Origin of the sequence: Pseudoalteromonas piscicida (assembly GCF_002744175.1) — a bacterium.
Lineage (GTDB): Bacteria > Pseudomonadota > Gammaproteobacteria > Enterobacterales > Alteromonadaceae > Pseudoalteromonas > Pseudoalteromonas piscicida_B.
On record NZ_NKHF01000051.1, the window covers coordinates 1 to 26,278 of the forward strand.

Below are 26,278 nucleotides of genomic sequence, written 5' to 3' on the forward strand. Positions count from 1 at the left end.
AAAAAAGCTATCATTAACTCAATTTGATTTACGAGAAGTTCCAAATGAGAAATATTGAATTAAAAATAATCGATAAGCGATTGGGTGAAGAGTTTCCTATTCCTACTTATGCTACAGATGGCTCTGCAGGAATCGACTTACGGGCATGTATAGAGCATGATTTGGAACTAATGCCTGGTCAAGTTGAACTTATTCCGTCAGGCTTTGCTGTTCATATGAAGGATGATAGCCTTGCTGCAACAATTGTTCCTCGCTCAGGCTTGGGGCACAAACATGGTATTATTATGGGGAACTCTGTTGGGATAATTGACTCTGACTATCAAGGCCAAATTTACATTTCTCTGTGGAATAGAGGTGATAAGCCGTATAAAATCACTGTTGGTGAGAGAATCGCACAGCTTATCTTCGTTCCAATCATAAAAGTTGGCTTTGAAATTGTTGAGTCCTTTGAATCAACAGAGCGTGGCGCCGGAGGTTTTGGTAGTTCAGGTAGGAACTAATTTCTTACATTCGATAAATAGATATCTTGGTTTGTCCCAAAGTGGGTAGGTGTCGGAAATATCTTCTTTTTTTGGGCTGAGCTCTTTCAGTCCGGTGATACAAAAATTTGATTGAAAAAGTAGATCTGTGTATTGCTCTAAAGGACGGTGGAAGAAGGGCACTTCACCCAAAAAGCGTTCAGGGTCTGTCGAAATATTTAACTTCACCGTTTTGAACATTTCTTCATAATAATCATAAGAATCAGCGAAATATCTTTTGTAGTCTTCATAGAAACATGGGTGTGGGATGGAAAATAGTAGACTCCCGTTACTTTCGAGTAAATTGTAGATATTTGCGACTAACTGTTCGAGGTTACTCGTAGTGTGGAAGCACATGTGAGAATAAATAATAGTATACTTTTTATTTGCTTCTGGTCTATAAGTTTTCCCATCCGCCTTTATGACTTTTACATTTGTCTCTTGCAAAACTGCTCTACTAACATTAATCATTTCAGCAGAACTATCTATAACTTCTAGCTCGCTGCACTGTGAATATATGCGTTTTGCAAGGTGGCCTGTTCCAGCTCCAACCTCTAAAACGCAATTGGTGTTATGTACAGCAAGTCTATTTTTCCAGAGGGGTAAAAACACGCAGTGGAAAGTTTTATCAATACCACTCTCAATTTGTTCTACTCTTAATTTTGCGGCTTCACTCCAATAATCATTGGTCATTTCTATTACCTAAAATTAGTTGCCTAATATTGTGCTCAAACAGTTGCAAATTTCCATTATTATGTATGATGTGATCAGCATGAGAGCTTAGAGTATCAACACTTTTTTCAAGGGGATGTGATAACTCTACTTCTAACTCTTGAGTGCTTAGATGGTCTCTTTCGGTTAGCCGCTTTACTCTGGATTCTTCACTTGCATCAATGTAAATAACTTGTGCATTTAGCAGCACTTTTAATTCAAGGAGAGTCTGTAGTGGGCGAACGCCTTCAACCACGTTTGGTTTATTTGATAACGTTTTCAAATACAATTGTTGAGTTAGTTCTCCTGAACCATAATTTGTCATGAACTCAGCACCAAGATTAAGTAATTCAAGTTTGGATTTAGCTTTAGTTTTATCACGAACTAAACTCCGGAAAAAATCTCCAGCAGATACTACGTGATAATTCAGTGAAGCGAATACGTTAGCCGCAGTGGTTTTTCCTGCAGCAGAACGGCCACATATAAGCCAATTAGAAAGTATCATTTATGAACTCGCTTGCTTCGTTAACAAAGATAGCATGCTGCAAAGTGCTTTTGCTTCATCTTTAGGGGTGACAACACATACCGCTTTATTATGAGACGATGATTCACTAAAGCTCGTGACTTTATATAAAAAAGCTTGCTCGTGACCAGGGTGAGTCACTAGTGAGCATTTTAACCTTTCTGGGTTATTAAACTTCATCGACTTTTTTAGGTTTTCAAACATTGGCATGTCATTTGAAAATGAACGACAAACTTCTTCCTCAGTTTTTGAACTAACTAATTTGATTTTATTTCTCTTCAATAGTTCAGAAACGATTTCATACATACCCGGGTTGTCTTTTATCCAGCTGAAATCTCCAGCAAATACAACTACCTCTTCTGCACCTTTGTAATATTGAAGCATTACTTCTATATCATCTTCATCGGTGTTCACAGGGTAAGTTTTAATGGGATTAGCCTCTTCGATTTGTCGTTTCACTTGTTTATATTGATCTCTAATCTTTTTCTTTGCTTGTTTGTATTGAAAAAAGGCATAGCAAGTCAAGAAGAGGGATATAAAGGCTGTGGTTAATGCTATTAAATCGGAACCAAAACTAGATGCTTCCTTACATTCAGGCCCACTTATAGCCTTACATAAATATACAGATAACTCATAAGAGCCATTATATTTTTCTATAAAAATTCCAAAAGTTAAGATAAACAGTAAAAAAATTAATACTACAAGCGCCGTAGACAATAAGTTGGCAAGCCAAGAAGTGAAGCACAGGTATTTCCTTTTCAGCTTTTCTTTGCAATTAGTATCTGGTTTTTGCGTTTCCATCTTTAGTTCGATTCCATATAGATTATGTTGAAGTTTGAATTTAAGGGTTGCTCACTTGTGAAAGATCCAGAAAATAATTTACCTTATTGGTAGCAAAGTTCGATAGTCAGAGACACAGGGATATTCATTGATCTCCCGCTTTGGCTGTCGGCTATCAGGGTTGGCCACCGCGAGTAAGTGGCCAATACCAAATTCTTTAGCGGCATTTAGTACGCTAATACTATCATCTACAAATAAAGTACGAGATTTATCAAAGCCTAAATCTTGCTCTACTAGTCGCCATAACTTCTGACTTTCTTTACTAACGCCATATTCATGAGTTGAAACCAACTTATCCAAGTATTGATCAAATTGAGTGCGTTCAATTTTTAAACTTAAGCTGTTTGGGTGCGCATTGGTTAGCAAGATAAGCTGCTTGCCACTTTTTCTTAAGGCTTCTAGAAATTCAGGCACATCATCACGAATAGAGATTAAATGTTGAACTTCACGTTTAAGCTCCATAATGGGGAGTTGGAGCTGCTCCTGCCAATAATCTAGGCAATACCATTCAATCTGACCCATCACCGCCTCATAACGGGCAAGAATATCAGCCCTGGCCGCTTCAAGCGTTATTCCCTGGCGCTTTGCATGTGCCTTGGGCACAACGTCGAGAAAAAAATGATTATCAAAATGGAGGTCGAGTAAGGTGCCATCCATATCTAACAAAACGGTATCGATATTTGACCAATTTAGCATAGGCATTTAACTTCAAAGGCTTTATGATTAGGTTATTGGCCATGATAGCAAATAATGATTTATGTCACACAAAAAGCATCCAACACCACCCGAAATTTTAGCATGCGATGTCGTTGCAAAAAGTAAATTGTTTACGGTAGAAGCACTCTCTTTATCATTCTCTAACGGTGAGCAACGAGATTATGAGCGAGTACGTGGTGGTGGCCGTGGTGCAGTGATGATTGTGCCCATAACTGCTGAGAATGAGCTATTATTAGTAAGAGAGTATTGTGCAGGAACGCACGATTATCAGCTTGGCTTCCCAAAAGGGTTAATTGACCCGGGAGAAACACCAATTGAAGCGGGAAACCGAGAGTTAAAAGAGGAAGTAGGTTTTGGCGCAAATGCCTTCTCTGAACTTAAAGTGGTTTCGCTGGCTCCAAGCTATTTTAATGCCAAAATGCATATTTTGGTGGCTAGTGAGTTATACCCCGAGCAACTTGAAGGCGATGAACCTGAGCCCTTGGTGGTAGTGAAGTGGCCGTTAGACAAGCTCTACGATCTATTACATCAAGAGGACTTTACCGAAGCTCGCAGTGTCGCAGCATTACTGTTATTAAAAGCACATTTGAATTTGGAGGCGTAAATTGCAGTCTTATTTAGAGCCTTGTATTACACTGGCAAAACGCGCTGGTGAAGCCATTATGTCTATTTATCAGGCAGACGATATAGGTAAAAAAGAAAAGTCGGACCATACTCCGGTTACCGCTGCAGATCTCGCTTCAAATGAAATCTTAATGGCCGGCTTGGCAGAGATCGCGCCTGATATTCCTGTGATGTCGGAAGAAACCCCGATCCCACCGTTAAACGAGCGTCAGAACTGGCAACAATATTGGTTACTGGACCCTATGGATGGCACAGGAGAGTTTATTCTTGAGAGCGGTGACTTTGCCGTCAATATTGCACTAATCGAAAACAATCATCCTGTGTTAGGCGTCATTTACTGGCCATCTCAAGGGGTAACATATTACGCCAGCAAAGATAATGGCGCATTTAAAAGAACAGATGGTGGCGAAAGCGAGCGCATTTTTGTTTCGCCGCGAGAAACGCTTACCTTGGCGGTTAGTCGTAGGCAAAAATTAGAAGCTGTAAGCCAATATCTGAATAGTCAGTTCGACACTGTGGCTCTTGGGTCATGTTCATTAAAAGCCTGCATTATCGCAGAAGGTAAGGCGGATTGTTTTTTACGTGTTGGACCAACGGGAGAATGGGATACAGGCGCATCACAAATCATCGTGGAAGAAGCCGGGGGTTGTATTACCGATGCTGAGTTTAATCCGCTGACCTATAATCGACGAGAAACTACCGAAAACCCAGACTTTATTGTGATGGGTCACCCCGATTGGCAATGGCAAAAGTTGATCAGTCCACATCATCGAACGATAGAGTAAATAACGGGTTAAGTTGGGAGTTGTGGGATTTTTGCGCACTTAAATTGTTTTAAGCATTAAATCCCTTGCAATAAAATTTTAATCCATTATTATAGCGGCCTCTTGAAAGGGAAGTCCTTTTCAAGAACATACAGGCGCGGGATAGAGCAGAATGATAAATCATTCGTCGGACTCGCTACACCTGGAAAGAATCGAAGGTCGTCGGTCCCCGACGAAGAATAGATTCAAAAATATACAGGCGCGGGATGGAGCAGCCTGGTAGCTCGTCGGGCTCATAACCCGAAGGTCGTCGGTTCAAATCCGGCTCCCGCAACCAATATTTATTGGCTGTATATAGTCTCAAGTACAAAGACTTAAAAGTAAGTACTAATACAGGCGCGGGATGGAGCAGCCTGGTAGCTCGTCGGGCTCATAACCCGAAGGTCGTCGGTTCAAATCCGGCTCCCGCAACCAATTTTTATTGGTTCTAAAATCTACTGTCAAAAGTTGTCAATTTGCTATTCATAAAGCAATGGATCTGGCAAACAACCCCTCATTAATCCAAAATCTTATCTACAGATAATAGTCTTACCTAGGCATATGCTTAGAAATAAATTATTCAATTTTTCATAGCTCATAGTCATAGTATTAGTGCTGTTTGGCTTATATCTTAAATTGGAGCTAATCTGAATGCCTATTCTGAGAGCAATAATCCATAAGCGGGTTATGAAGACCCGCAGTTAAAAAATGAGTTGCGCTAGCAAAGGCAGGTAAATCCAATTTGGCAGCTAGCAAGATCAGAGTGATTACAACAAGCTGAGATGTCTTGGCGAGATGCACACTTCATAGTGTCCTGACATCCATAAACCCTAGTATAATCTCCGCCAGCTATGTGGGGAGTTGCTTCCAGAGGTAGCTTTTCATTTTGAGTTAGTTTTTTTAGCTGCTTTTTTTGAAGCTTTATTTTCATTTTCAATATCCTTTTTATAGATTTATCAAGTTTGCTATCACGAAATAAACATCACGATCTGATCAAAAATAATACAAATAAGTGCGATTGTAAAATAAATGGTTAAATGTAAGGCTTTTGTTTGTTTATGAGTGGGTGAAGTTTATTTGTCTATCAATCTTCATATGGTCTAGGCTTTAATTATCTCTTTTTTGAGGTGTATGAAGATGGACTTACATAGTATTAGAGTCAAAAGCTCGTTACCTACCATTATGCTGACAACTTTGCTGTTATTTGTCTTTTTTGGCTTTTCGATGCTGTTAAATAAAGTGCAATCAGCATTAGAAACGCAAACTGATAATTACCTAAAAGCGGTGTCTGTAGTCCTCAATGCTGACCGGGACTTCTACCAAGCTCAGGAGGCGTACCTCAAGTTACTTGCTGGTGAAAATAAGCAAGCAGACTTTGAAGAAAATGCTCAACAGGTGAAGCAGCGTTATCAAAAATACCTTCAATTTATGGAACCTCATCGGTCTGAGTTGAGCGCATTTTCAAATTTTAATGGAAAATTTGAAAACTGGTACAGTGTGACATTGACGAGTATCGCGGCACCAGACAACAAAGCACTTCAAACAGAGTCCTCAGTACTATTTGAGAAAGTTAGGGATATTCTCGACAAAGCGGGAGAGCTGGCGGACGAAAAGTCAGCGGCTGGTCGAGCACAAGTTGTATCAGAGGTTACGCAGCTTAAATGGGGGTTAGGTATAGGGGCGGTAGTGCTACTCTCAATAGCATGTTGGATTGCTTATCGGATCCCTAGGCAACTCGCTAAACAAATCAATTTTGTCTCTGGTAGAATTGCGGAGATTGCTTCAGGTGATGGTGACTTGACCGGACGAATAGAGATTAGAGGGAGCGATGAATTTGCAAAGCTCTCACATAATTTTAATCATTTCCTTGTAAACTTACAGGCCATGGTAACGGCACTGATCAGCGATGGCAGAGAGTTATCAAGTTTGTCTTCAGAGCTAAGTAAATATGCCACTCAAAGCCATGATTTAATTGATTCGCTCGGAAAGTCATCACAAACTGTAGTGAGTGCTGTGCATCAACTTAGTCATTCTAGCCAAGAAGTGTCAGCTGTCGCTGAGAGTTCGTCAAAGGAGGCTGATGCATCGCATCGTCATGCTGCCGAGGGAAAGACTGTTTTGTCCGAATCAAAACAAAAAATTACCCAGCTGGCGGAAAATATGGAAGCGGCTTTGACGAGCTCACAAGCACTTCAAAAAAACTCTGAAAACATCACTCAGGTTCTAGACGTTATTCGAGGTATTGCGGAGCAGACTAATCTGTTAGCGCTTAATGCAGCTATTGAAGCTGCAAGAGCGGGAGAGCAGGGAAGAGGGTTTGCGGTTGTAGCTGATGAAGTAAGATCGCTGGCAACTAGAACCCAAGATAGCACTAATGACATTCAAAAAATGCTAGAAGCATTTTCACATAGTGTAGAAGACTCGCAAAAAACCATTGAAGATGGCAAACAATATGTTGATGTTGCCGTTGATAGCTTTGCAAAGGCAACGGAGTTACTCGAACTGATAGCACAAAGTGCGGTGAAAGTAACTGAGCTTTCAGAGCAAACAGCTCATGCCACACAGCAACAAAATGACGTATCTTCAGAGATAAGTAGTAATTTAACAGACTTGAATGAGAGAACGTTGGACGGTGAACGGTTATCTGGAGAAACACATCAAATTTCAGATAACGTACTTCGAGTGACGAATAAATTGGTGAAAGAGCTATCTCAATTTAAAGTCTGAGAATGTTCACCTGAATGAGTACACCTTACCTAACCTGACATTACCTAGTACAAGGTGTGCCAAATGGCACACCTACCACATCAATTGTGAGAGTGGTGCAATCAGTTCGAAAGGTGAACTTAACCCAGCTAGCGTCAGCTTGCTTTCTCAAATTGCTCCGCTCTCAAGTCAAAAGAGCATTAGCTAGAAAACTTTTTTGCGTAAGCCTCAGCTTGTTTCCATACTCGTAATGTGTTGCCGCCTAAAATTTTCTTAATATCTGAGTCACTGTATCCTCTATCCAACAAACCTTGCACCAAGTTTGGATAAGTGGAAACATCTTTTAGACCCACGGGTAACGAGTCACCGACACCATCGTAATCAGAACCAATCCCTACGTGATCAATGCCAATCAACTTCACAACATGGTCAATATGATCGAGTACTTGATCAAGTGTGGCAAATGGGAATGGGTTTTTTGCCCTAAATGCGGCTCTAAAATCGGTGCGCTCTTGGTCTTTAGCTGCCTTCTGTGCTTCGTCACGCTTGTCATACCAAGCCCCTGCTTTAGCTGTGACAAAGCTTGAACCAAAGTTTATTTGGATCACGCCGCCATTTTTTGCCAAGGCTTTTAGCATTTCGTCATCCATATTGCGCTCGAAACCAGGCGTGTATTTACGAAGAGATGAGTGGGAAGCAACAACGGGGACTTTTGAAATTTCCATTACTTGATAAAAAGCGTCATCGGAAATGTGGGATACATCGATAAGCATTCCTATCTTATTCATTTCAATCACCAATTCTTTACCGAATGGACTCAAGCCTTTCCACTTACGGCGAATGTCGTAAGATGAGTCAGAAATATGGTTGCTTTGCGAGTGCGCTAAGGTGATGTAGCGTACGCCACGGTCATAAAAATGCTTAAGGTTTTTCATCTCACCTTCAATGGGCGAGCCATTTTCCATGCCCATCGCGATAGACATAATACCGTTATCAAATTGCGCATAAATATCGTCGGTATTGTATGCCATTGCAAATTTATCTGGTGCACGATGTGCTAAGGCTTCCATTCCATCGATCAGCTGATTGGCGAGTTGGTAGCTTTTGCCTTTACCTTCAAACTCTAGATTTGCGGGGATATAAATAGACATAAATGGCGCATTAAGACCGCCTTTTACCGCGCGAGGATAATCAAAATCACCGCCTTCGGTTGCCTGACTAACATCATCCCATTTACTTTGGATGCGGTATGGAACGTCGATGTGTGTATCGATTAGGATGTTGTCGTGCGCAAGTTTAACCGCGCGCTCAGAGGCTTGATATTCAGTTGCATAAGCTGAAGAAACAGCCAGCGCTATGGCGCAAAGAGCAGTGCCGAGCTTCATAAGATTGCCTTTCCTTTATAGTTATAGAAATTTGATTGTAACAAGTATACGTTCATCCTCAATATTTTGCGTTTATCACTTTGTTTCACCGCTCATCATTATCTACAACTCGAGTGAAGCGGATCTCGTTATTATTTTTTTCAGACAAAACAAGCAATGAAAATAAAGGAAATAAAAATGAGAACGTCACTAAAAAAGAAAAAACAAGCTATGTTATCACTTGCTCTATTATTGGCTGGAACTACTGTACAGGCCAGTACATTTGAGGAACATATCAGTGTTGAAGCCTCAAATGTGATGGCGGGAGGCTTCGGTATCGATGCAATTTATATAGATGTAGACAATGCAGTGGCAGACTTTGGCCTTGGGCTAAATTATCGTAAGGCAGTTGATATTACTCCAACAAAGTCCAGCTGGGTTGATACCGCTACCGCTTATTTTCGAGTAGATTACCGCATTGCCTCAAAAGAGCAGAGCACGATTGAGCAGAAGGAGATGGAGTTTGGTTTGAATTTAACCTTTTCTGACTCATTGCAAGTGTTTGCAGAAGTGGGTGTGCTTTATGACAGCCTAGAGCTTTCTGGTCACGCTTCAACTACACAATATGATACGTCAGCTTTGGGTATGCGTTTTAATTATTTGGGTGACTTTACAATTGTACCAGCTATTGAATACAGAGATAGCGATCTAACAAGTGACTTCGGATATTCTATTACGTTTGAGAAAAGAGCCTCAGAGGAAGGAATTAAGCCAAGTTATGGCTATAAGCAAATTGGTGACGAGAAGAGTGTGTTTGTTAACTTGCTTTATCGTTTTTGATTGTAGTAAAGGTTACTTATCTAACCTGAGCCGAGGATAGTTAATGGCTTTCTATCAATTAGTTTTAGTGCGAATTCTAGCTATTGGTGGATAAATTCACCTTGCCTATAGGATGTTAGCTGCAGAGCAGCAGGATGCGAGATTGGAGTTGTCCTCAAAACGCTCTGCCTAACTCATTCCTTATCTAAGCCTGAAGTTATCAAGTTGGCTTATTTGGGACAAATTTTGCGGTACTATTTTTTAATTTTCAGTATGATGGCCTCCAAACAGATAAAAGATAATAAGAGGAGGTCACCGATGCGTGCATATTGGAAGTGTCAGATTTTTGTGTTTATAGCAATAATCGCCACCAACATGTTTACTGTGATCTTAATGTTTGATCTCAGTGATGAAAGATTATTTCTATTGTTTATTCGCACAATACTAGGTGCGCTAAGTTTTGTGTTAATTAGTCACTTTGTCCTCCGTAATTTTGCGAAACGATGGGCTGTATACCGAGGTAAAGCAAGAGCTAGCCTTCCTACATTGATGCTGATATCACTCATTTGTGCCCCCTTACACTTTGCGATTGGCGTAAAACTTGTAAAACAGGTTGTTGTAATAAAAGATGCGGAGCAGGTGTCGAGTATAAGAATTCATGACAACGATGAAGCGCTCGGAGGGGAGAAAGTAAAAACGAGTGATTTGGCGATACTGCTATCTTACATCGGCTACTTTTGGCTTTGGTCAGGTTGCTATTTGGGGATTGTTACAAGACGAGAAAAGAAAGTGTTAGCAAAACAACTTCAAGAACAACAGTTAGCCAATCTTATGAATCAGGTAAATCCTCACTTTCTTTTCAATTCATTGAATACGATCCGAGCGTTGATTTATCAAGATAAAGATAAAGCAGCAGAAGTGGTAACTCAGCTTTCAGAGCTATTTCGCTACAACTTAATGCAAGATATGCGAGCGTTAGTCACTTTAAAAGAAGAGTGGAAGGTGTGTGAGGATTTCCTTGGGATAGAACAAGCACGACTAGGTAAGCGCTTATCGGTTACCACTCAGGAGTTAGAGAGTTTTTACGATATACGTATTCCCAGTATGTCGTTATTTACTTTGTTAGAAAATGCGGTAAAGCACGGTATTGCACACTTGCCTAAGGGAGGAGAAATTACAATTCAAGTGTTTAGAAAAGCGCAAAATGTTCACATTTCAGTGACTAACCCGTATGATGCCACTCGTGTTCAAACCGGTACTCAGCAGGGGCTAAAGAATATCCAAGCGCGTTTAGCGTTGATGTATAACAATAGTGCAAAGTTAACAGTCAATGATGGAGGCGGGCTTTTCCACGCCACATTGGAGATCCCTTATGAATCAAAAAACAATAGTTAATGTGATGCTGGTTGATGATGAGCCATTAGCAAGAGTGGAATTAAATCGCTTGCTAAAAGCGCATCCGCAAGTGAACGTCGTTGCTGAGGCTGAAAACATCATGGAAGCAACCCAATTACTTGAGCTACATGCGGTTGATGCTTTATTTTTGGATATTGAAATGCCTGGCGGCACAGGCATTGAGTTAGCGCAGCAACTACAAGGTGAAATACCAATTGTGTTTTGTACTGCATACAACGAGTTTGCTGTTGATGCTTTTTCTCTCAATGCAGTTGATTATCTATTGAAACCCGTGGTGGCTACTCGACTGCAAAGCGCAGTCGAAAAGCTTCTGGCTTTGGTTGATGAAAGCGCATCGGTTGCTCTTGAGGATGAGTTTAAACTGATGGTAAAGATCGCAGATAAAATGAAGATTATACAGCTTGGTGACATTACGCGCTTTGAGAGCATAGGCAACCACGCGGCTATTTACACAGCTCAGGGTAAAGCTTACCTTCATAGTTCGCTATCAAAAATTGAAAGTAGGCTCAACCCCAGTCATTACTTCCGTGCTAGTCGCAGTGATATTATTCGCTTGGATGCCATTGAAGAGCTAGAAGAAACGATTAACTATGGCTTACAAGCGATGCTCACCCATGGCGGTGAAGTGGAAATTTCTCGCCGACAGGCGGCTAAACTCAAAAAGCAGATGAGTTTGGCGCTATAGCGCCTACTCTATGCCTTGATACTCATAGTCTTCTTGCGCTTGCATGGCTTGAAACTCTTGTTTACTCACAATATTTACCGACTCGTGTAGTTCAGAGAACACGATGAGCGCTTCACCTGATTGCAGCTGCGCTTTTACTTGTGCCACTTTGCTCTCAGTACTGACTTCAATATCGCCATAGTCTGTTCCTTCACGTAATACATAGTGTTCAATGAGGTTATCTAGGGTTTCTGTTGGAATTTGCTGATATGGAATGAGCATACTACTTGGCCTTACCGTGAAATAGACGTAAATATTGTGGGATAGCGCTTTCTAGCCAAAACTGTGGCTTGAGCGGATTATTTCCAGTGATAAAACCGACATGACCACCCCGCTGACTAACTGCTAAGGTAACAGGTGCACTTATTTGCGCTGGCGTAGGGATCGCTTGCGCAGCTAGCATCGGATCATCTTCTGCATGAATTAAAAGTGTTGGGGTGGTGATATGTTTTAAGTAGGGTTGAGCACTGGCTTGTGCATAGTAATCTTCGGCGCCTTGAAAGCCATGTAATGGTGCGGTGATCTTATCGTCAAACTGCCACAAGTCGTTGATCGCAAAAAGGGCTTGTTTATCTACTTTTATTTGAGACTGAATGGTGTTTAGCTTACGTGAAAATGACTTTTTCATTCTATCGAGTAAGTACTTCTGATAAAGCTTGAAACAGCTTTTCCGGATCACTTGGCAAGAAGAAGACAAGTGATAAGGAGCCGATACTACGACGCCTGCCTTGAGACCACTTTTGGTCTTGGTTTCACCTAAGTACTTAGCTAGCACATTACCACCTAACGAGAACCCAACAGCAAATAGAGGACGTGTTGGGAAGCGCGCTTTAAGTGTTTCGATAAAAAAGCCAAGATCAGAGGTTTCTCCGCTATGATAGGCTCTTGCTTGGCGGTTGACCTCTCGTGAACAATTACGAAAGTGCATCAGTACCGCATCAAAGCCATTTTGTACTAGCGACTTTAACAGGCCTTTAGCATAAAAGCTGTTAATGTTGCCCTCGAGTCCATGAAGCACAACAACCAAAGGCGCGCTTCGGTTGCCATTCTTTGCCCAAGCCAGCTCTAAAAAGTCGTCATCAGGTGTTTCTATTGTTTCATAGCTGACCGGGACGTCTAATCTAGGTCTAAAAAAGCGTGGCAAGATGGTTTGGGCATGACGATTACGCATCCACCAAGCAGGCTTAAATTCGAAATCACTAGTTGTTATGGTTTTCATAGCTTGATTCATTTTAGAAAGTACGTCGGCTTTTGACTATGAGTGGTAAATTAAGGATTTTATCCACGTTTCAAAACAAGTTTGCACCAGTTTAACGTATATTTCTAAGCGGGTTAAGCAAATAAAAAGCACCCGACCAGTAAACTGATAAGGTGCTTTGTGCGTCGTGCTTAATTCTGATAGTTGGGAAACTATGTTAAGTCGATTTTGTAATACTTATTTTTTATACCAATTTGCTTACTTGAATCACCTACTTTTAGGCGAAAAAAATCTTGACGATAACCAGCGGAAATTTACTATTTAGCTGTTCTAAATAAGAAACATTTAACACTGTTAGCGTCTGAGCCACTCTTTTAAATTGAGCAAGCATTAAGACAAAATGGTATTAATCGCCTTAAGGTAATACTTTAACTTCTTACTCGTTAGGTACTTCAGCGTCCATGACTTTTTTGATGAAAAAGTAGACGTAATAACAGCACAGCAAAATTACAATCCCTAAAAAGCCAAAAGACAGAAACAACACAGGGTCGGAAAAAAAGTCTCTAAAGAATACGTTCATGGCTGTGCCTCCTAATTTGTCGATGAGTAAATAGTAGTTGAGTGATGAGGAGGCTGATATGATCAAGATCAAGTTTCAATCCTGAGTGAAATTAAACCGAGTCAAAGGCTTGATCTCGATCAGGTTTTGCACCCGATAAGACTAAAAACCAGAGTATTGTTATGGATGCTACGCTTAGTTGCCCGTTGCGTTGAATAGCTCTGAATACTCGTTCGCGTTTAGGTAGAGTGACCAATTACTCCCAGACTGCAATGGTGTGAGCGTGAAGCGCGCGACAGTGTCTAGTAATAATGCTTGCTGGCGCTTTTCGAGTTCAAGTTCTGCGGTCAACATAGCGGCACGTAGAGCAGGGTAGTCTTCGTAATCTTGATGATGTGCTTTAAGTGTTTGGCGGATTCTTCGCTGTGGTTTAAGCACGGTTTGATCAAAAGCGTCAGCAGTCTGCTGGAGCGCGACCATCGCATCGTGCTGTATGGTGACGTTTAGGCTATCTAAATAGCCAAGCAATAGGCATAGATTGATATTTTTGTCGGCAGTATCCTGTAAACTCAGTAGCCGCGACTGCATCTGCGGGCGGCTATAGAACTCACAGGCAAACTGCCAAAAGTCTTCGCGACTTAGCATATCTCTCCAGTTTCATCAAAATGGTTTTGCTTTTCTTCCAATTCTTCCAATGCCATCAGCAGGGCTTCTTCAGTTTCGTTGAGTTCAGGGTTAACTGTGGCTTGTTTTGCCAATAAGTCGCTTAACTTGGCTTTGTTCTCATCCGTGTATAAGCTATTGTCAGCCAAGGCTTGCTCTATTTCCTCTGCTTGTTCTGTCAGTTTATCGAGCTGCTTTTCGAGTTTTTCTATCGACTTTTTCAGCGGTTGAATAGCCTTCCTGAATTCGGCTTCAAGGCGCTTTTGCTCTTTTCGGTTGGCATTGGAGTGTTGCTTTAATTCAGCGCTGGTATCAGCTGATTTAGCTTGCTCTTTGTTGGCATTCATTAGCCATTGATAATAAGCGTCTAAGTCATAACCAAACTGAGAAACGGTGCCGTTATCAACCAAATAGTATTCATCAGCAGTATTTTTTAGCATATGGCGATCGTGAGAAACGGTTACCATTGCCCCTTCAAAGCCTTGCAATGCCATAACGAGCGCATGTCGCATTTCTAAATCTAAGTGGTTGGTCGGTTCATCAAGTAACAGCAAGTTTGGCTTTTGATACACTAACATCGCCAGCACTAACCTTGCTTTTTCTCCGCCAGAAAAGGGCGCAACAGGTTCTAGTGCTTTATCACCATGAAACGCAAAACCACCTAAAAAGTCACGAATGAGTTGCTCTGGTACTTTCGGATCTAGGCGTTGAATATGCGTCACAGCACTGGCTTCTAAGTCAAGAGACTCAAGTTGGTGCTGAGCGAAGTAACCCACATTAAGGCCTTGGTGCTGAAATACTTCTCCGGCCTGGGGCGTCAAGTCGCCTGCAAGTAACTTGATGAGGGTAGATTTACCAGCACCGTTGCGGCCAAGCAACGCAATTCGGCTACCAGGCACGAGGTTAAGCTTTATATCGTGTAGAATAGTCACTTCACCATAGCCTGCTTTTGCTTGTTCTAACGTCATGAGTGGGTTAGGCAAGCTTGTTGGGTTGGCAAATTCAAAATTGAACGGAGAGTCAGCGTGAGCTGGCGCCAACATCTCCATACGCTCAAGTGCTTTCACACGGCTTTGTGCTTGCTTTGCTTTACTCGCTTTGGCTTTAAAACGGGTAATAAATTTTTCTAAATGAGCGATGGTTTCTTGTTGCTTCTCGTAAAGCGCTTGTTGTTGTGCCATACGCTCGGCTTTTTGACGTTCAAACTGAGAGTAATGGCCTTTATACACATTGATTTGCTGTTGATCTATGTGCCAAATTTCACCGACCACAGCATCTAAGAATTCGCGGTCATGAGAAATCAGCACCAAAGTACCAGGGTAGGCACGTAAAAAGCGCTCTAACCAATAGACAGCGTCTAAATCCAAGTGGTTGGTCGGCTCATCCAGAAGTAACAGGTCCGCGTCGCGGATAAGGGCTTGTGCAAGGTTTAGGCGCATGCGCCAACCACCAGAGAAATCACTCACAGCAAAGTCAATCTGCTCATTACTAAAGCCAAGGCCATGGAGTAATTCACCCGCTTTGGCTTCAATACTATATCCTTTGATATTTTCTAGTTGTTGGTGTGCTTTTGCTTGGGCCTCGCCATCGCCATCACGTTCAGCTTGTTGCAGCTGAGTTCTCAGCACATAGTACTCAGGGTGCCCTTGCAAAACATATTCAAGCGCACTTATAGATAGCGCCGGTGTCTCTTGCTTTACCGATGCAATAGACCAGTCTTTCGGAATGGAAAAATCCCCAGAATCGAGTTGCAGCTCACCTTTTAGTAGTGCAAAAAGGGAAGATTTTCCACAGCCATTAGCACCGACAAGACCAGCTTTATGTTGTGGGTATAGCGTTGCATTTGCTTGTTTTAGCAGTGTTTTACTGCCGCGAAGTAGCTCGATATCTGTGAGTTGGATCATAATTATAAAAGCCTGTATAAACTACGCGCATGATAGCACGGATCCGATCCCTTACTCCAAGCGTATCATGACAAATAAAATTAGGATAAAATGCCAAGTCCTAAATTCCATTGTTCAATCGAGGTGTAGAGTTGAAAGTTAAAAAACGTTTCATTGCCGGTGCAAGTTGTCCGGCATGTCAAAAAGTAGACGTCATGATGCTCTACAAGGAGCACGATGTTGAAAAAGTAGAATGCGTTGAATGCGGTCACGTAATGACGCAGCCCAAAGATGCTGTACAAGCTTCGACCCGTCAGTTTGAGCAAGTAATAGGTGTATTTAAACCGGAGTGATGATCACTCCGGTATAGTAACGGTTAATAATGGGGCGGAGGTGGCTCTTGGTGCTGTGGCATTAAACCTGGGTCGCGGCCTTCTTTCATTTTTTCGGCCAGCAATTCTATCTGCCTTTGCATCTTGGCCAGACGTTGCTGGTGTGTTTTTAATTCGTCGTTTAATGTTTCTATCGTGTCTTCTTGAAAGGCAAGCTTAGCCTCAAGCTCGGTCATTCTATTTTCGATTTCATTCATGGCTTTTTCACCTGCGCAAATTTTTCCAGTAGTCCGCTGGAGCTCTCGGTTAGTAGTGCGGTGTCTTGGTCTTGAAAAGCAACATCAAATACAACAGCGGATTTAGGGCGGCTACCCTCCCGAGGTTGTACACGCCAAGTTTGTAGACGTTCGCCATCATTTACGCGCCATAAAATAAGTTCACGATTAGGCGAGCCCGTGGCTAACAGCGATGCGTCTTGGTTAAAGCGCACTGCACTGAAAATTTTCTGGCGAGCAATATACTGCAATTGTGCTTTGAGATCACCTGAAGTTAATTGCCAGATACTTGCTTTTTTCATACTGTCGGCGGTGAAAGCAAAGCGCCCTTGTTCGTCCAATGCAACTTTAGTTACTCGGCTAGGATGATTAAAGCGGTGGATAACTTGTCCGCTTCTAGTATCCCAAAAATACGCGGTGTAATCGTTACCACCGGTCAAAGCGAAGCGGCCATTTGGAGACATGGCAATGGAGTTAATATTTTCTTGGTGCCCAAGGAACTCTATGCGCCTTCCGCTCTCTAAGTCGAGGTGAACGACAACGTTATCACTGCGGGCATAAAGAATATACCGCCCTGCGTTGCTAATTGCGATATCGCGAATAGTGCCGGATTCTATCTCGAAGTAACCGAGATTTTGTCCACTTGCTACGCTCCAAATCGCAAAAGTGGTATCTGTTGCAGTGACGGCCGCTGAGTTATCATTTGCCAGCGCGAGTGAATGAATGAGATCGTCGGGGGCATCGGAATGGCGCCATTGGTATTTGAGGCCCTGCTCTTGATTATCCCATAGGACGGCCCCATGCTCTATGGACGACACCAGACTGTAGTGCCCATCGGCTGAGAGTGCAGCAGAAAACGCACCGCGACTAGCGTGCTCCACGGTCAGTACCGCTTTTGAGATATCTGGGCCACAACCTGTTAAGGTAGTACAACCTAGCATCACTGAGGTGAAGAGGAGGCTTGTCCACTTGATGTTGACGAGTTTGACCATAAACTAGGTAAATCCTCCTTAACTCCGAAGCCTACAAAAGGTAGACTAAAGGCACGAAAAACAAGATATTATTTTGATATTAGCGTATTAAAAGCGTAATGTCGTTACGCAATAATGGCAAGCAAATGCATATTGGCATTCTGATTGGAGAATGTTAATGTGGATGGCACCTTTTCTTATTAATATAAAATTAACAATGGCACCCGTGTCAAGCGCTGTTGCAATCGCATTTGGTGTATTGATGGAAGGGAATGTCGGAGAGTTGAGAATGAAACAGACGATTAAATTGTCACTTGTTGCTGCTTCAGTGTTAGCACTAGTAGCGTGTAATAAAAAAGCAGAAGAGCAAAAGCCAGCTGAAGTAAAACTAGAGACAGAAGCACAACAGCAAGCTTATGGCATCGGCGCTTCAGTTGGTAACTTCTTACAAAAAGACTTAGCGGATAAAAAAGAGCTAGGTGTTGACCTTGATCAAGAGTTACTTATGCGTGGTTTTAAAGATGCACTTGCCGGCGAAGCGAAGCTAGACGAAGCGAAAATTCGTGAGGTGTTAACTGCACTTGATTCTTCTGTTCGTGAAAAGCAAGCAGCAAAAATTGAAGCTGATGCGAAGAAAAACAAAGAAGCTGGCGATAAGTACCTAGCTGAGAACGCTAAGAAAGAAGGTGTTATGGTAACTGACTCGGGTCTTCAGTACGAAGTCCTGAGCGAAGGTGAAGGGAAAAAGCCAGTCGCAACAGATATGGTGAAAGTACACTATAAAGGTACGTTGTTAGACGGCTCTGAGTTTGATAGCTCTTACTCGCGTAATAAACCTGCCAGCTTCCGTCTAAATCAGGTTATCGCTGGTTGGACTGAAGGTCTACAGTTAATGAACGTTGGCGCTAAGTATAAATTTACCATTCCTGCAGAGCTTGCATACGGTGAGCGTAATATTGGTAAAATTCCAGCTAATTCAACACTAGTATTCGAAGTTGAACTACTAGATATTGAAGGCGAAGCGGAAGAAAAAGCGGCCGAGTAATGAATGTGGAGTTAGTAGCCGTGCGCCACTAACTCCAATTACATTATTAGCGATAAAGAAAAGGTGAGATTGTATCTCACCTTTTTTGTTTATTTATACTGGGAGCCCGCGACTAAATTTTATTCGGTATGATTCGAATACAGATTGTCGATGAGTTCGTCTTCCAGCTGGAAGCGTAATTCAAGCGTCTCGCCTAATACTGACAAGTCGTTGTCAAAGTCAGCCAAATCTTGCGTTTCTTGATTGATCTCAGCGTACTTGTCGTTGAAATCAAGTGCTGTATCGGTTGTTTCCGTAATTCTAGGATATAACGATTGAGCAAGTTGTGCGCTTTCAGGGCCTTTTTCTTTGCAAGCTTCGACTATGTTGTCATAAATTTCGAAATGACCTGCAGAGAGATAATCCATCAAGATCTGACAGAAGGATTGAATATCAACCTGTTCTGGCAGCGCTTTACCATTTCTCGTTGGTGAGCATCCTGCGACTTTATAATACAAAACCAATAGTTCCTGACGCTCTGCTAACCATGCATCAATTACACTATGGCTACCTCCCCATTTTTGCTGGGCTTGTTCTAACTGCGAAAGCATAGTGATTCTCCTTAAGCGGGTTACCTAACCCCTATGGAAAGGGAAACTGCACAAAAGGTCAACCAATTTTTCCGAAAAAGCCGAAAAAGATCAAAAGATTATTGGTGTTGTTTTCGGGAATGTTAACAAATTCAGGGGGATAAAAATAAAAAACCACCAAGAGGATCTCAAGGTGGTTCAAAATAGCAGTTTAGCTTGTTGCGTAATATTGTTATTTTTCTAATTGAAGGTGTTTTGTTGTTATTTTTATAACGCGGTAATTTTATACCAACCTTTTAATCTTGTTGCAAACAGTTTAATCGCATGTTTCGATAATTTATTGATAAGCACATGAATTTGTTCCTAATAAAGTATGGTTTAATCTAGATCATAGCGCGAGGCTCTGGGAGATAGTTTAGATAGTGCCCATGTGTACTTAGTGATACAATCTGCACAATTGATTTTAAGTATTGGAATAGAGACGCTATGAGCGAATTAAAAAACGATCGTTATTTACGAGCGCTATTAAAACAACCTGTTGACGTCACACCAGTATGGATGATGCGCCAAGCTGGCCGCTATCTACCGGAATACCGTGCTACGAGAGCGCAGGCTGGTGATTTTATGAGTCTTTGTAAAAATGCAGAGTTGGCATGTGAGGTGACATTACAGCCTCTTCGCCGTTATCCGCTAGATGCGGCAATTCTGTTTAGCGACATTTTGACTATTCCAGATGCAATGGGACTTGGGCTCTACTTTGAAACTGGGGAAGGTCCAAAGTTTGAACGTCCTATCCAATCATTAGACGATGTTAAGAAGTTACCAAAACTAGACCCAACCGATGAGCTTGGCTACGTGATGAATGCGGTGAGTACAATCCGTCGTGAGCTTAAAGGTGAAGTACCACTTATTGGTTTCTCTGGCTCACCATGGACGCTAGCGACTTACATGATTGAAGGTGGAAGCAGCAAAACGTTTGGCAAAATTAAAAAGATGGCGTTCGCTGAGCCGCAAACATTGCACTTACTACTTGATAAAGTGGCCGACTCAGTCATTGATTACCTAAATGCGCAAGTGAAAGCCGGTGCTCAGTCACTGATGATCTTTGATTCTTGGGGCGGCGTATTAAGCCCTCGTGACTACCAAGAGTTTTCACTACAGTACATGCATAAGATTGTTGATGGCCTTATTCGCGAAAATGATGGTCGTAAAGTACCTGTGACTTTATTCACTAAGAACGGTGGCCAATGGATTGAAGCAATCGCAGCAACTGGATGTGATGCAGTAGGTTTAGATTGGACAATCGATATTGCAGATGCCAAGCGTCGCGTAGGTGATAAAGTTGCCCTTCAAGGCAATATGGACCCTTCAATGCTGCACGGCACCCATGACCGTATTCGTGAAGAAGTACAGCATATCTTAGCTGGCTTTGGCGAAGGTAATGGCCATGTCTTTAACTTAGGCCATGGTATTACACCTGATGTTGACCCTGAAAATGCAGGTGTATTTATCAATGCTGTGCATGAGTTCAGTCGTCAGTATCACAAGTAACTTAAGGTTGAACTTAAACTTAAAATAAAAAAGAGCGCTTACTGAAGCGCTCTTTTTGTTTGTGATATGTATTATTCAAATAAAGCGTCGATGGTGCCTTGAGCAAGCGGGTGGTATCCTGGACGTGCCTGTTGATAAACACGATATGCCCAATCACGTTTGCCATTTTTAATCAGTGACTTATATAAGTTCACGATAAGCTTACGACGACCAATGCTTACTAAATGCTTCTCAAGATCAGGATAAATTGCTTGATAGCCATTACCCACAGCTAGCATATACCAAGCAAATGCGCGCTCAGCGTTGGTTGATTGCGTCAGCTTGAATGCCTTGTCCAGAGCTTCCATTCGCTCAATAGCAAGATCCCTTGGTAAGTTATTAATAAAGTGCAGCCATTCATGTACCGTCCAAGCGTCGGTCGGTAAGTCTGCAAGTGTTTTTTCGTCTTTTAACCAAGCTTGAGTTAGCGCATCTACTTTTTCAAAAGCATCAGAGGTTGGGTTTGGGGCATCGGCAGGTAAGCCTGGCTCATAAATCCACTCTTTAGCTTTTTCTAAGCTCACGACACCAGGATATTGCTGTAGTAAGTTTTTGTCTAAGTATGCGACAAACTCATCGGTCGTTAGAGATTTAAAAGAGAAGGTCTTAAAGTAGGTTTTCACAAACTTGTCGAATTTCTCACGGCCAAACTTTTCTTCAAGATAGATAAGGAATAGTTGGCCTTTCGTGTAAGGTACTGAGCTAAATGCGTCGTCAGGGTCACGGCCATTAAGCTCTAAATTCATGCGTGTATCAGGAGCAGCGATGGTTTTTAGTTGAGCTCGAAGACCTGCCGCGTCAAGCGCTTGTTCCATCACTGCGCGGTCACGACCAAATACTTCTTCCATAATACGGTTTTCAACGTAAGAGGTGAAACCTTCATTTAGCCATAAGTCTTCCCAAGTGGCATTGGTCACTAAGTTGCCAGACCAAGAGTGGGCTAACTCATGAGCGATTAAGTTTACTAAGCTCTTATCACCGGCAACAACGGTCGGCGTGATAAATGATAGGCGTGGGTTTTCCATACCGCCGAATGGGAAGCTTGGCGGTAACATCAGCAGATCGTAACGGCCCCAAGCGTATTCACCATACATGGCGTTGGTTTTGTCGATCATCGCTTGTGTATCATTAAATTCTGCAACTGAGGCATCTAAAATCTGTGGCTCTGCAAAAATGGCCGTTTGGTGCGACATTTCTTTATATTCAAGGTTACCCGCGCCAATCGCAATCAAATATGGCGGGATAGCTTGTGGCATATCAAACCAATAATCACCATCCTTAATCAATGCGCCAGTATTATCTGCACTCATTACAGCTCTTACATCTTCTGGGGTATGTACTCGAGCAGAGTAAGTCACTCGCATTGCCGGTGTATCTTGTACTGGGATCCAGCTACGAGCATGAATTGCTTGAGACTGGCTATACATAAATGGGTGAGATTTACTCGCGGTTTGCTGCGGCGTTAACCACTGTAGACCAGACGCTACCGGCAAGCTGTTGTAATAAATACGCGCTTTTTTGGCTTGTTCTTTAAAGTGAATCGTTAACTTTGCACCTTTTACATCGTCGCGTTTGGCAAGATCAAACTTAGCAGTATGCCATTTATCATCTTTCCCTTGATACATGACTTTGTCGATCTCAAGATCACGCGTATCTAGTACTAAGGTTCGAGCTTGGCGGTTCTGCCAATCGAGAGTGTGTTCAACAAAGCCTTCTAATTGCTTGTCTTCAAAGTCAACGTCTAGGTCTAAATGTAGGTGAGTGGTAATAACGTCATTAAGATTTGCATAAGTATGTTGATCAACTGCTGCTTTCACATCAGCAGTGTGGATAAGGCCTGCCATGGCAAGGCTGAGCGTCAGTGCCGAAAGTTTAGTCATAATGTTGCTCTTATAAAAATAATATTCCCAATTAGAGAGCCTAACATAACTAATTTCTCATCATTTAGACAGTGGAAGCAGACGGGTGACATAAAATGCTCGCCAATATGACGTTAATGCGTAAGTCAGGGCAATGCGCTACACTAGCGCCAGTTTAGTTAATATCAACAAGGTGCTGCAGTGACAAGTTTGCAGTCTTATCACACATTCTCACTTCCATCGGGTTGTGAGTCACTGATCGTTATTAAAGATCCAACAGAGCTCTTGCTGCTCGACTATGACCGTCCTTACTTTTTGCTTGGAGAAGGAAGTAATACTATCTTTCTTGAAGATTATGCAGGCACTGTAATCAAGCTTGCAACATCAGGTATTGATATCAAGCAACAAGGTGATAAATACACTATAAAAGCAGCGGCAGGAGAAAACTGGCATCAATTGGTTTTGCAGTTACTCGAAAAAGGCATTAATGGTTTAGAAAATCTGGCATTAATTCCTGGCACTGTTGGTGCAGCACCAGTACAAAATATTGGCGCCTACGGTGTTGAAGTATCACAATTTGTCACCGCGGTTAAAGGCTTTGATATCGTTGAGCAGCGGTTTATCACATTGACGGGTGACGAATGCGAATTTGGTTATCGAGACTCGGTGTTTAAGCATCGCCTAAAAGATAAGTTTGTTATTACGGAAGTCACTTTGGTTCTGCCTAAACGTTGGCAACCAACATTAAGTTATGGCCCATTGCAAAGTCTAAAAGGTACCGCCAGCGCTCAAGAGGTTTGTGAAGCAGTGATGGCTATTCGTAGTAGCAAGTTACCAGACCCAGCAGTGCTTGCAAACGCCGGCAGCTTTTTCAAAAACCCTGTTGTGGAAAAAAGGTTGGCGACGAGACTGCAATTAGACTATCCCGATATGCCAGCATTTGATGTCGATAACAACCACGTAAAGCTTGCCGCTGGTTGGCTGATTGATAAAGCTGGCCTGAAAGGCTGTCAGCATGGAGCAATACGTGTTTATGAAAAGCAAGCACTGGTCATTGTCCATGAAGGTGGAAGTAATGGAGAAGACTTAAAGCAGTTGGTTCACCAAGTGCAGCAAACCGTATGGCGGCAGTTCGCTGTAGTGTTAGAGCACGAGGTGCGCCTTATCGCAAAGCAGGGTGAATGTCAGTTACAAAGTGTGGAATGCAATGAAAGCACCGGATCATAAAAAGCAAGCAATTTTATCCGCCTTAAATAAAGGCGAGTTTGTCTCTGGGCAAGAGCTGGGAGAGCAGCTCGGGGTCAGCCGTGCGGCTATTGCAAAGCATATCGCCGCGCTACAGGAGATGGGCGTCGATATTTTCCGTGTAAATGGTCGCGGCTATAAACTTAATTATAGTTTACCGCTGATCCATCAAGCAAAGTTAACTACCTTGTGGCAACAACAGTATCAAACTGAATGCCCAATTGAATATCATGCGATTATAGACTCCACTAACAGCGAGCTAATGCGGCGCTTACAAACCAAGCAAAAGCTTTCTTCTGGCCATGTGCTCGTCGCGGAAATGCAGCAAGCTGGTCGGGGGCGCAGAGGTCGAGCTTGGCAATCACCTTTCGGGGCAAACCTCTATTACAGTTACTACTGGCAATTTGACGCCGGTATGCAAGCGGCTATGGGCTTGTCTATTGCTGTAGGATTAGCGGTATATGATGCACTACACTCTCTTTACGGTATTGCAGTTGAGTTAAAGTGGCCAAACGATATTTACCTTAACCAACAAAAGTTGGCAGGCATTTTGGTTGAACTTGAAGGCCAAGTAGAGGGGCCTTGTCATCTTGTGATTGGAATTGGATTGAATATTTGCATGCCAGAGTCGGCATCTAAACACATTGACCAAGCTTGGACGGATTTACAAGCGCACCTTGGTCAGATTGATAAAAATCAGCTAGTGGTCCAGTTAACCCAATCATTATCTGCACGTCTAGCACAGTATAAGGAAACAGGTCTCAGTGACATGGTAGCTCAGTGGAATCTACTTAATGCCTTTAAAGGTGAAGTAGTGACATTAAGTACTGGTCAAAGGCAGTGGCGTGGGATCTGTGAAGGCATAGATATGCAAGGAGGACTATTACTGAGACAAGATGGAGAGTTGAAAGCATTTTACGGCGGTGAGATCTCCTTAAGAAAGGGAACATCATGAAGCTGTTAATTGATGTCGGCAACACAGCGGTCAAATATGCCATTGAACAGGAAAATAGTATCCGGCTAGTAAAAGAAGGGGATATTGACTGGCAGAAACTAACTGCAATTATTTGCTCTCAGGTTGGAAAGGGTGATGGTCTACAATGGGTGCAAAGGCAAACATCTGCGCTTGGGATGACGCTTGAGCAGGCGCATGTGTCGGCAAGCCGCGCTGGGGTGACTTGTGCCTATCCTACATTTCAAAATCTAGGTATTGATCGCTGGCTTACCGTCTTGGCGGCGCATAACCTGTATCCTGCACAAGATGTCATCGTGATTGACTCAGGCACAGCTACCACTGTTGATGTAGTTACTGCAGAAGGCAAGCATCTGGGGGGATGGATTGTTCCAGGGATTGATTTGATGATCTCTAGCATTACAGCGCGTGCAGAGCGAGTATTTTGTGATGATAACACCCCGTTTGCAGAGGAGTTTGCGAAAAATACACCTGAGGCGGTAAAAAATGGTGCCTTAGCTGCAACACTTGGGCTTGTGCACAGTGCAAAGCAGCTACTTAATAATGAGTCTGCGTTGGTATTATGTGCAGGTGGATATGGAGAACTTATTAAAAACCATATTGAGTCAGCCGTTTTTGATGACCTTTTAGTATTCAAAGGTTTGTCAGTTTGGTGGAAAAACCCGCAATAACTGTAAAAATGTCATAGGATTGGCTTAAAACTGAGCGTTTGAGCAATTAATTTAAATTTTTTTGCATATTCCTGTTGCATCGCGTCAATGGTTGCTCTAATATCTCGCCCCGTACTAAAGCAGTGCCGACTTAGCTCAGTTGGTAGAGCAACTGACTTGTAATCAGTAGGTCATCCGTTCGACTCGGATAGTCGGCACCATCTTTTTACCCTATCTTGTATAGGATGCTTTAGGAAAGAATTTTTACGTGGAGGGGTTCCCGAGCGGCCAAAGGGATCAGACTGTAAATCTGACGGCTCAGCCTTCGCTGGTTCGAATCCAGCTCCCTCCACCACTTTATTCTTGACGGTTAGAGGTAGTTAAGAACAGGTTCCTAAAGCGGGCATCGTATAATGGCTATTACCTCAGCCTTCCAAGCTGATGATGCGGGTTCGATTCCCGCTGCCCGCTCCAGTTCGTCTGGCGTGCTGATATAGCTCAGTTGGTAGAGCGCACCCTTGGTAAGGGTGAGGTCGGCAGTTCAAATCTGCCTATCAGCACCAGTCTCCGAAGAATCTTCTCAAATACTTCCTTTGAATTGTCGAAAAAATATTTATAATAGACTGAATAATTCTAATCCACACTCGTCGTGGATTATTTTTATATGTAATCTAGATACACAAAACTTATAGGTTTCGTCA

General features: G+C 42.5%; 27 protein-coding genes and 6 tRNA genes. 19 read left to right on the plus strand and 14 right to left on the minus strand.

From position 1 onward, the window contains the following. The first annotated feature begins 26 nt into the window (after positions 1-26). Entirely contained in the window at positions 27-500 is a 474-nt protein-coding gene (gene dut, locus CEX98_RS11500; protein ID WP_431520161.1) for a dUTP diphosphatase, read from the plus strand. On the opposite strand, the gene CEX98_RS11505 is transcribed toward dut, so the two are convergent. From CEX98_RS11505 to yrfG, 4 genes are all read right to left on the minus strand, one after another. After that, positions 486-1,211: a class I SAM-dependent methyltransferase gene (locus tag CEX98_RS11505; protein WP_099642215.1), complete on the minus strand. Its 726-nt coding sequence runs from the start codon at positions 1,209-1,211 to the stop codon at positions 486-488. The genes dut and CEX98_RS11505 overlap by 15 nt on opposite strands. Further along, positions 1,201-1,734 (minus strand): AAA family ATPase, encoded by a 534-nt coding sequence (locus CEX98_RS11510; RefSeq protein WP_099642216.1) that lies wholly within the window; start codon positions 1,732-1,734, stop codon positions 1,201-1,203. Before CEX98_RS11510 ends, CEX98_RS11505 begins: the two co-directional genes overlap by 11 nt. After that, positions 1,735-2,553 (minus strand): hypothetical protein, encoded by an 819-nt coding sequence (locus tag CEX98_RS11515; RefSeq protein WP_099642217.1) that lies wholly within the window; start codon positions 2,551-2,553, stop codon positions 1,735-1,737. A gap of 78 nt (positions 2,554-2,631) precedes the next feature. After that, positions 2,632-3,288, minus strand: coding sequence for a GMP/IMP nucleotidase (yrfG, locus tag CEX98_RS11520; protein WP_172439763.1), 657 nt, complete (start codon positions 3,286-3,288; stop codon positions 2,632-2,634). A gap of 61 nt (positions 3,289-3,349) precedes the next feature. Here yrfG and nudE point away from each other — a divergent pair, with 61 nt between their 5' ends. The 5 genes from nudE (at position 3,350) to CEX98_RS11550 (ending at position 7,463) form a co-directional block, all read left to right on the plus strand. Then, on the plus strand, positions 3,350-3,913 hold the full coding sequence (gene nudE / locus CEX98_RS11525; protein ID WP_099642219.1) for an ADP compounds hydrolase NudE: 564 nt from the start codon (positions 3,350-3,352) through the stop codon (positions 3,911-3,913). 1 nt (position 3,914) lies between these two features. After that, positions 3,915-4,718, plus strand: coding sequence for a 3'(2'),5'-bisphosphate nucleotidase CysQ (gene cysQ, locus CEX98_RS11530; RefSeq protein ID WP_099642220.1), 804 nt, complete (start codon positions 3,915-3,917; stop codon positions 4,716-4,718). A gap of 239 nt (positions 4,719-4,957) precedes the next feature. Next, a tRNA-Met gene (locus CEX98_RS11535) sits at positions 4,958-5,034 on the plus strand. Positions 5,035-5,094: 60 nt separating this feature from the next. Further along, positions 5,095-5,171: transfer RNA gene (locus CEX98_RS11540), tRNA-Met, on the plus strand. A 702-nt stretch (positions 5,172-5,873) separates the two neighbouring features. Then, positions 5,874-7,463 (plus strand): methyl-accepting chemotaxis protein, encoded by a 1,590-nt coding sequence (locus tag CEX98_RS11550; RefSeq protein ID WP_099642222.1) that lies wholly within the window; start codon positions 5,874-5,876, stop codon positions 7,461-7,463. Positions 7,464-7,642: 179 nt separating this feature from the next. Here the strand turns inward: CEX98_RS11550 and CEX98_RS11555 are convergent, their stop codons facing one another. Then, positions 7,643-8,827 (minus strand): dipeptidase, encoded by a 1,185-nt coding sequence (locus CEX98_RS11555; protein ID WP_099642223.1) that lies wholly within the window; start codon positions 8,825-8,827, stop codon positions 7,643-7,645. A 177-nt stretch (positions 8,828-9,004) separates the two neighbouring features. On the opposite strand from CEX98_RS11555, the gene CEX98_RS11560 reads away from it, so the two are divergent. From CEX98_RS11560 to CEX98_RS11570, 3 genes are all read left to right on the plus strand, one after another. Next, positions 9,005-9,646, plus strand: a complete 642-nt coding sequence (locus CEX98_RS11560) for a hypothetical protein (RefSeq protein WP_099642224.1) — start codon at positions 9,005-9,007, stop codon at positions 9,644-9,646. 297 nt (positions 9,647-9,943) lie between these two features. Beyond that, entirely contained in the window at positions 9,944-11,020 is a 1,077-nt protein-coding gene (locus CEX98_RS11565) for a sensor histidine kinase (protein ID WP_172439760.1), read from the plus strand. Further along, positions 10,998-11,726 (plus strand): LytR/AlgR family response regulator transcription factor, encoded by a 729-nt coding sequence (locus CEX98_RS11570; protein WP_099642226.1) that lies wholly within the window; start codon positions 10,998-11,000, stop codon positions 11,724-11,726. Before CEX98_RS11565 ends, CEX98_RS11570 begins: the two co-directional genes overlap by 23 nt. 3 nt (positions 11,727-11,729) lie before the next feature. On the opposite strand, the gene CEX98_RS11575 is transcribed toward CEX98_RS11570, so the two are convergent. The 5 genes from CEX98_RS11575 to CEX98_RS11590 all read right to left on the minus strand — a co-directional run bounded on the left by CEX98_RS11575 (position 11,730) and on the right by CEX98_RS11590 (position 16,089). Next, a complete protein-coding gene (locus CEX98_RS11575) occupies positions 11,730-11,987 on the minus strand; it encodes a YheU family protein (RefSeq protein WP_099642227.1) in 258 nt (85 codons plus the stop codon). A gap of 1 nt (position 11,988) precedes the next feature. Next, on the minus strand, positions 11,989-12,996 hold the full coding sequence (locus CEX98_RS11580) for a hydrolase (RefSeq protein ID WP_099642228.1): 1,008 nt from the start codon (positions 12,994-12,996) through the stop codon (positions 11,989-11,991). A gap of 403 nt (positions 12,997-13,399) precedes the next feature. After that, positions 13,400-13,543 carry a hypothetical protein gene (locus CEX98_RS22880; RefSeq protein ID WP_172439761.1) on the minus strand — a complete coding sequence of 48 codons (144 nt, stop codon included), beginning with the start codon at positions 13,541-13,543 and terminating at the stop codon, positions 13,400-13,402. A 174-nt stretch (positions 13,544-13,717) separates the two neighbouring features. Continuing rightward, positions 13,718-14,167: a TIGR02444 family protein gene (locus tag CEX98_RS11585; protein WP_099642229.1), complete on the minus strand. Its 450-nt coding sequence runs from the start codon at positions 14,165-14,167 to the stop codon at positions 13,718-13,720. Next, complete coding sequence (locus CEX98_RS11590; protein WP_099642230.1) at positions 14,161-16,089, minus strand: ATP-binding cassette domain-containing protein; 1,929 nt, start codon at positions 16,087-16,089, stop codon at positions 14,161-14,163. The genes CEX98_RS11585 and CEX98_RS11590 overlap by 7 nt, the downstream gene beginning before the upstream one ends. 131 nt (positions 16,090-16,220) lie before the next feature. On the opposite strand from CEX98_RS11590, the gene CEX98_RS11595 reads away from it, so the two are divergent. After that, positions 16,221-16,421 carry a YheV family putative zinc ribbon protein gene (locus CEX98_RS11595; RefSeq protein ID WP_172439762.1) on the plus strand — a complete coding sequence of 67 codons (201 nt, stop codon included), beginning with the start codon at positions 16,221-16,223 and terminating at the stop codon, positions 16,419-16,421. A 23-nt stretch (positions 16,422-16,444) separates the two neighbouring features. On the opposite strand, the gene CEX98_RS11600 is transcribed toward CEX98_RS11595, so the two are convergent. Both CEX98_RS11600 and CEX98_RS11605 read right to left on the minus strand, forming a co-directional pair. Beyond that, positions 16,445-16,657 (minus strand): SlyX family protein, encoded by a 213-nt coding sequence (locus tag CEX98_RS11600; RefSeq protein WP_099642232.1) that lies wholly within the window; start codon positions 16,655-16,657, stop codon positions 16,445-16,447. Further along, complete coding sequence (locus CEX98_RS11605; protein WP_099642233.1) at positions 16,654-17,667, minus strand: WD40 repeat domain-containing protein; 1,014 nt, start codon at positions 17,665-17,667, stop codon at positions 16,654-16,656. The genes CEX98_RS11600 and CEX98_RS11605 overlap by 4 nt, the downstream gene beginning before the upstream one ends. A gap of 268 nt (positions 17,668-17,935) precedes the next feature. Here CEX98_RS11605 and fkpA point away from each other — a divergent pair, with 268 nt between their 5' ends. After that, on the plus strand, positions 17,936-18,691 hold the full coding sequence (gene fkpA, locus CEX98_RS11610) for an FKBP-type peptidyl-prolyl cis-trans isomerase (protein ID WP_172439764.1): 756 nt from the start codon (positions 17,936-17,938) through the stop codon (positions 18,689-18,691). Between the two features lie 119 nt (positions 18,692-18,810). Here fkpA and rsd read toward each other — a convergent pair whose 3' ends face one another. Next, on the minus strand, positions 18,811-19,281 hold the full coding sequence (gene rsd / locus CEX98_RS11615; RefSeq protein ID WP_099642235.1) for a sigma D regulator: 471 nt from the start codon (positions 19,279-19,281) through the stop codon (positions 18,811-18,813). Between the two features lie 465 nt (positions 19,282-19,746). Between rsd and hemE the strand changes: the two genes are divergently transcribed. Then, entirely contained in the window at positions 19,747-20,811 is a 1,065-nt protein-coding gene (hemE, locus tag CEX98_RS11620; protein ID WP_099642236.1) for a uroporphyrinogen decarboxylase, read from the plus strand. A gap of 71 nt (positions 20,812-20,882) precedes the next feature. On the opposite strand, the gene CEX98_RS11625 is transcribed toward hemE, so the two are convergent. After that, entirely contained in the window at positions 20,883-22,730 is a 1,848-nt protein-coding gene (locus CEX98_RS11625; RefSeq protein WP_099642237.1) for a M1 family metallopeptidase, read from the minus strand. A gap of 180 nt (positions 22,731-22,910) precedes the next feature. Here CEX98_RS11625 and murB point away from each other — a divergent pair, with 180 nt between their 5' ends. The 7 genes from murB (at position 22,911) to CEX98_RS11660 (ending at position 26,140) form a co-directional block, all read left to right on the plus strand. Then, positions 22,911-23,936 carry a UDP-N-acetylmuramate dehydrogenase gene (gene murB / locus CEX98_RS11630; protein ID WP_099642238.1) on the plus strand — a complete coding sequence of 342 codons (1,026 nt, stop codon included), beginning with the start codon at positions 22,911-22,913 and terminating at the stop codon, positions 23,934-23,936. Beyond that, positions 23,917-24,909, plus strand: coding sequence for a bifunctional biotin--[acetyl-CoA-carboxylase] ligase/biotin operon repressor BirA (gene birA, locus CEX98_RS11635; protein WP_099642239.1), 993 nt, complete (start codon positions 23,917-23,919; stop codon positions 24,907-24,909). The genes murB and birA overlap by 20 nt, the downstream gene beginning before the upstream one ends. Next, the gene (locus CEX98_RS11640) at positions 24,906-25,598 is read left to right on the plus strand and encodes a type III pantothenate kinase (protein ID WP_099642240.1); all 693 of its coding nucleotides are present in this window, start codon (positions 24,906-24,908) and stop codon (positions 25,596-25,598) included. Before birA ends, CEX98_RS11640 begins: the two co-directional genes overlap by 4 nt. Positions 25,599-25,722: 124 nt before the next feature. Continuing rightward, positions 25,723-25,798: transfer RNA gene (locus tag CEX98_RS11645), tRNA-Thr, on the plus strand. Positions 25,799-25,847: 49 nt separating this feature from the next. Next, a tRNA-Tyr gene (locus tag CEX98_RS11650) sits at positions 25,848-25,932 on the plus strand. Positions 25,933-25,976: 44 nt separating this feature from the next. Beyond that, a tRNA-Gly gene (locus CEX98_RS11655) sits at positions 25,977-26,051 on the plus strand. Positions 26,052-26,064: 13 nt separating this feature from the next. Beyond that, positions 26,065-26,140 (plus strand) — tRNA-Thr (locus tag CEX98_RS11660). Positions 26,141-26,278: the final 138 nt, after the last annotated feature.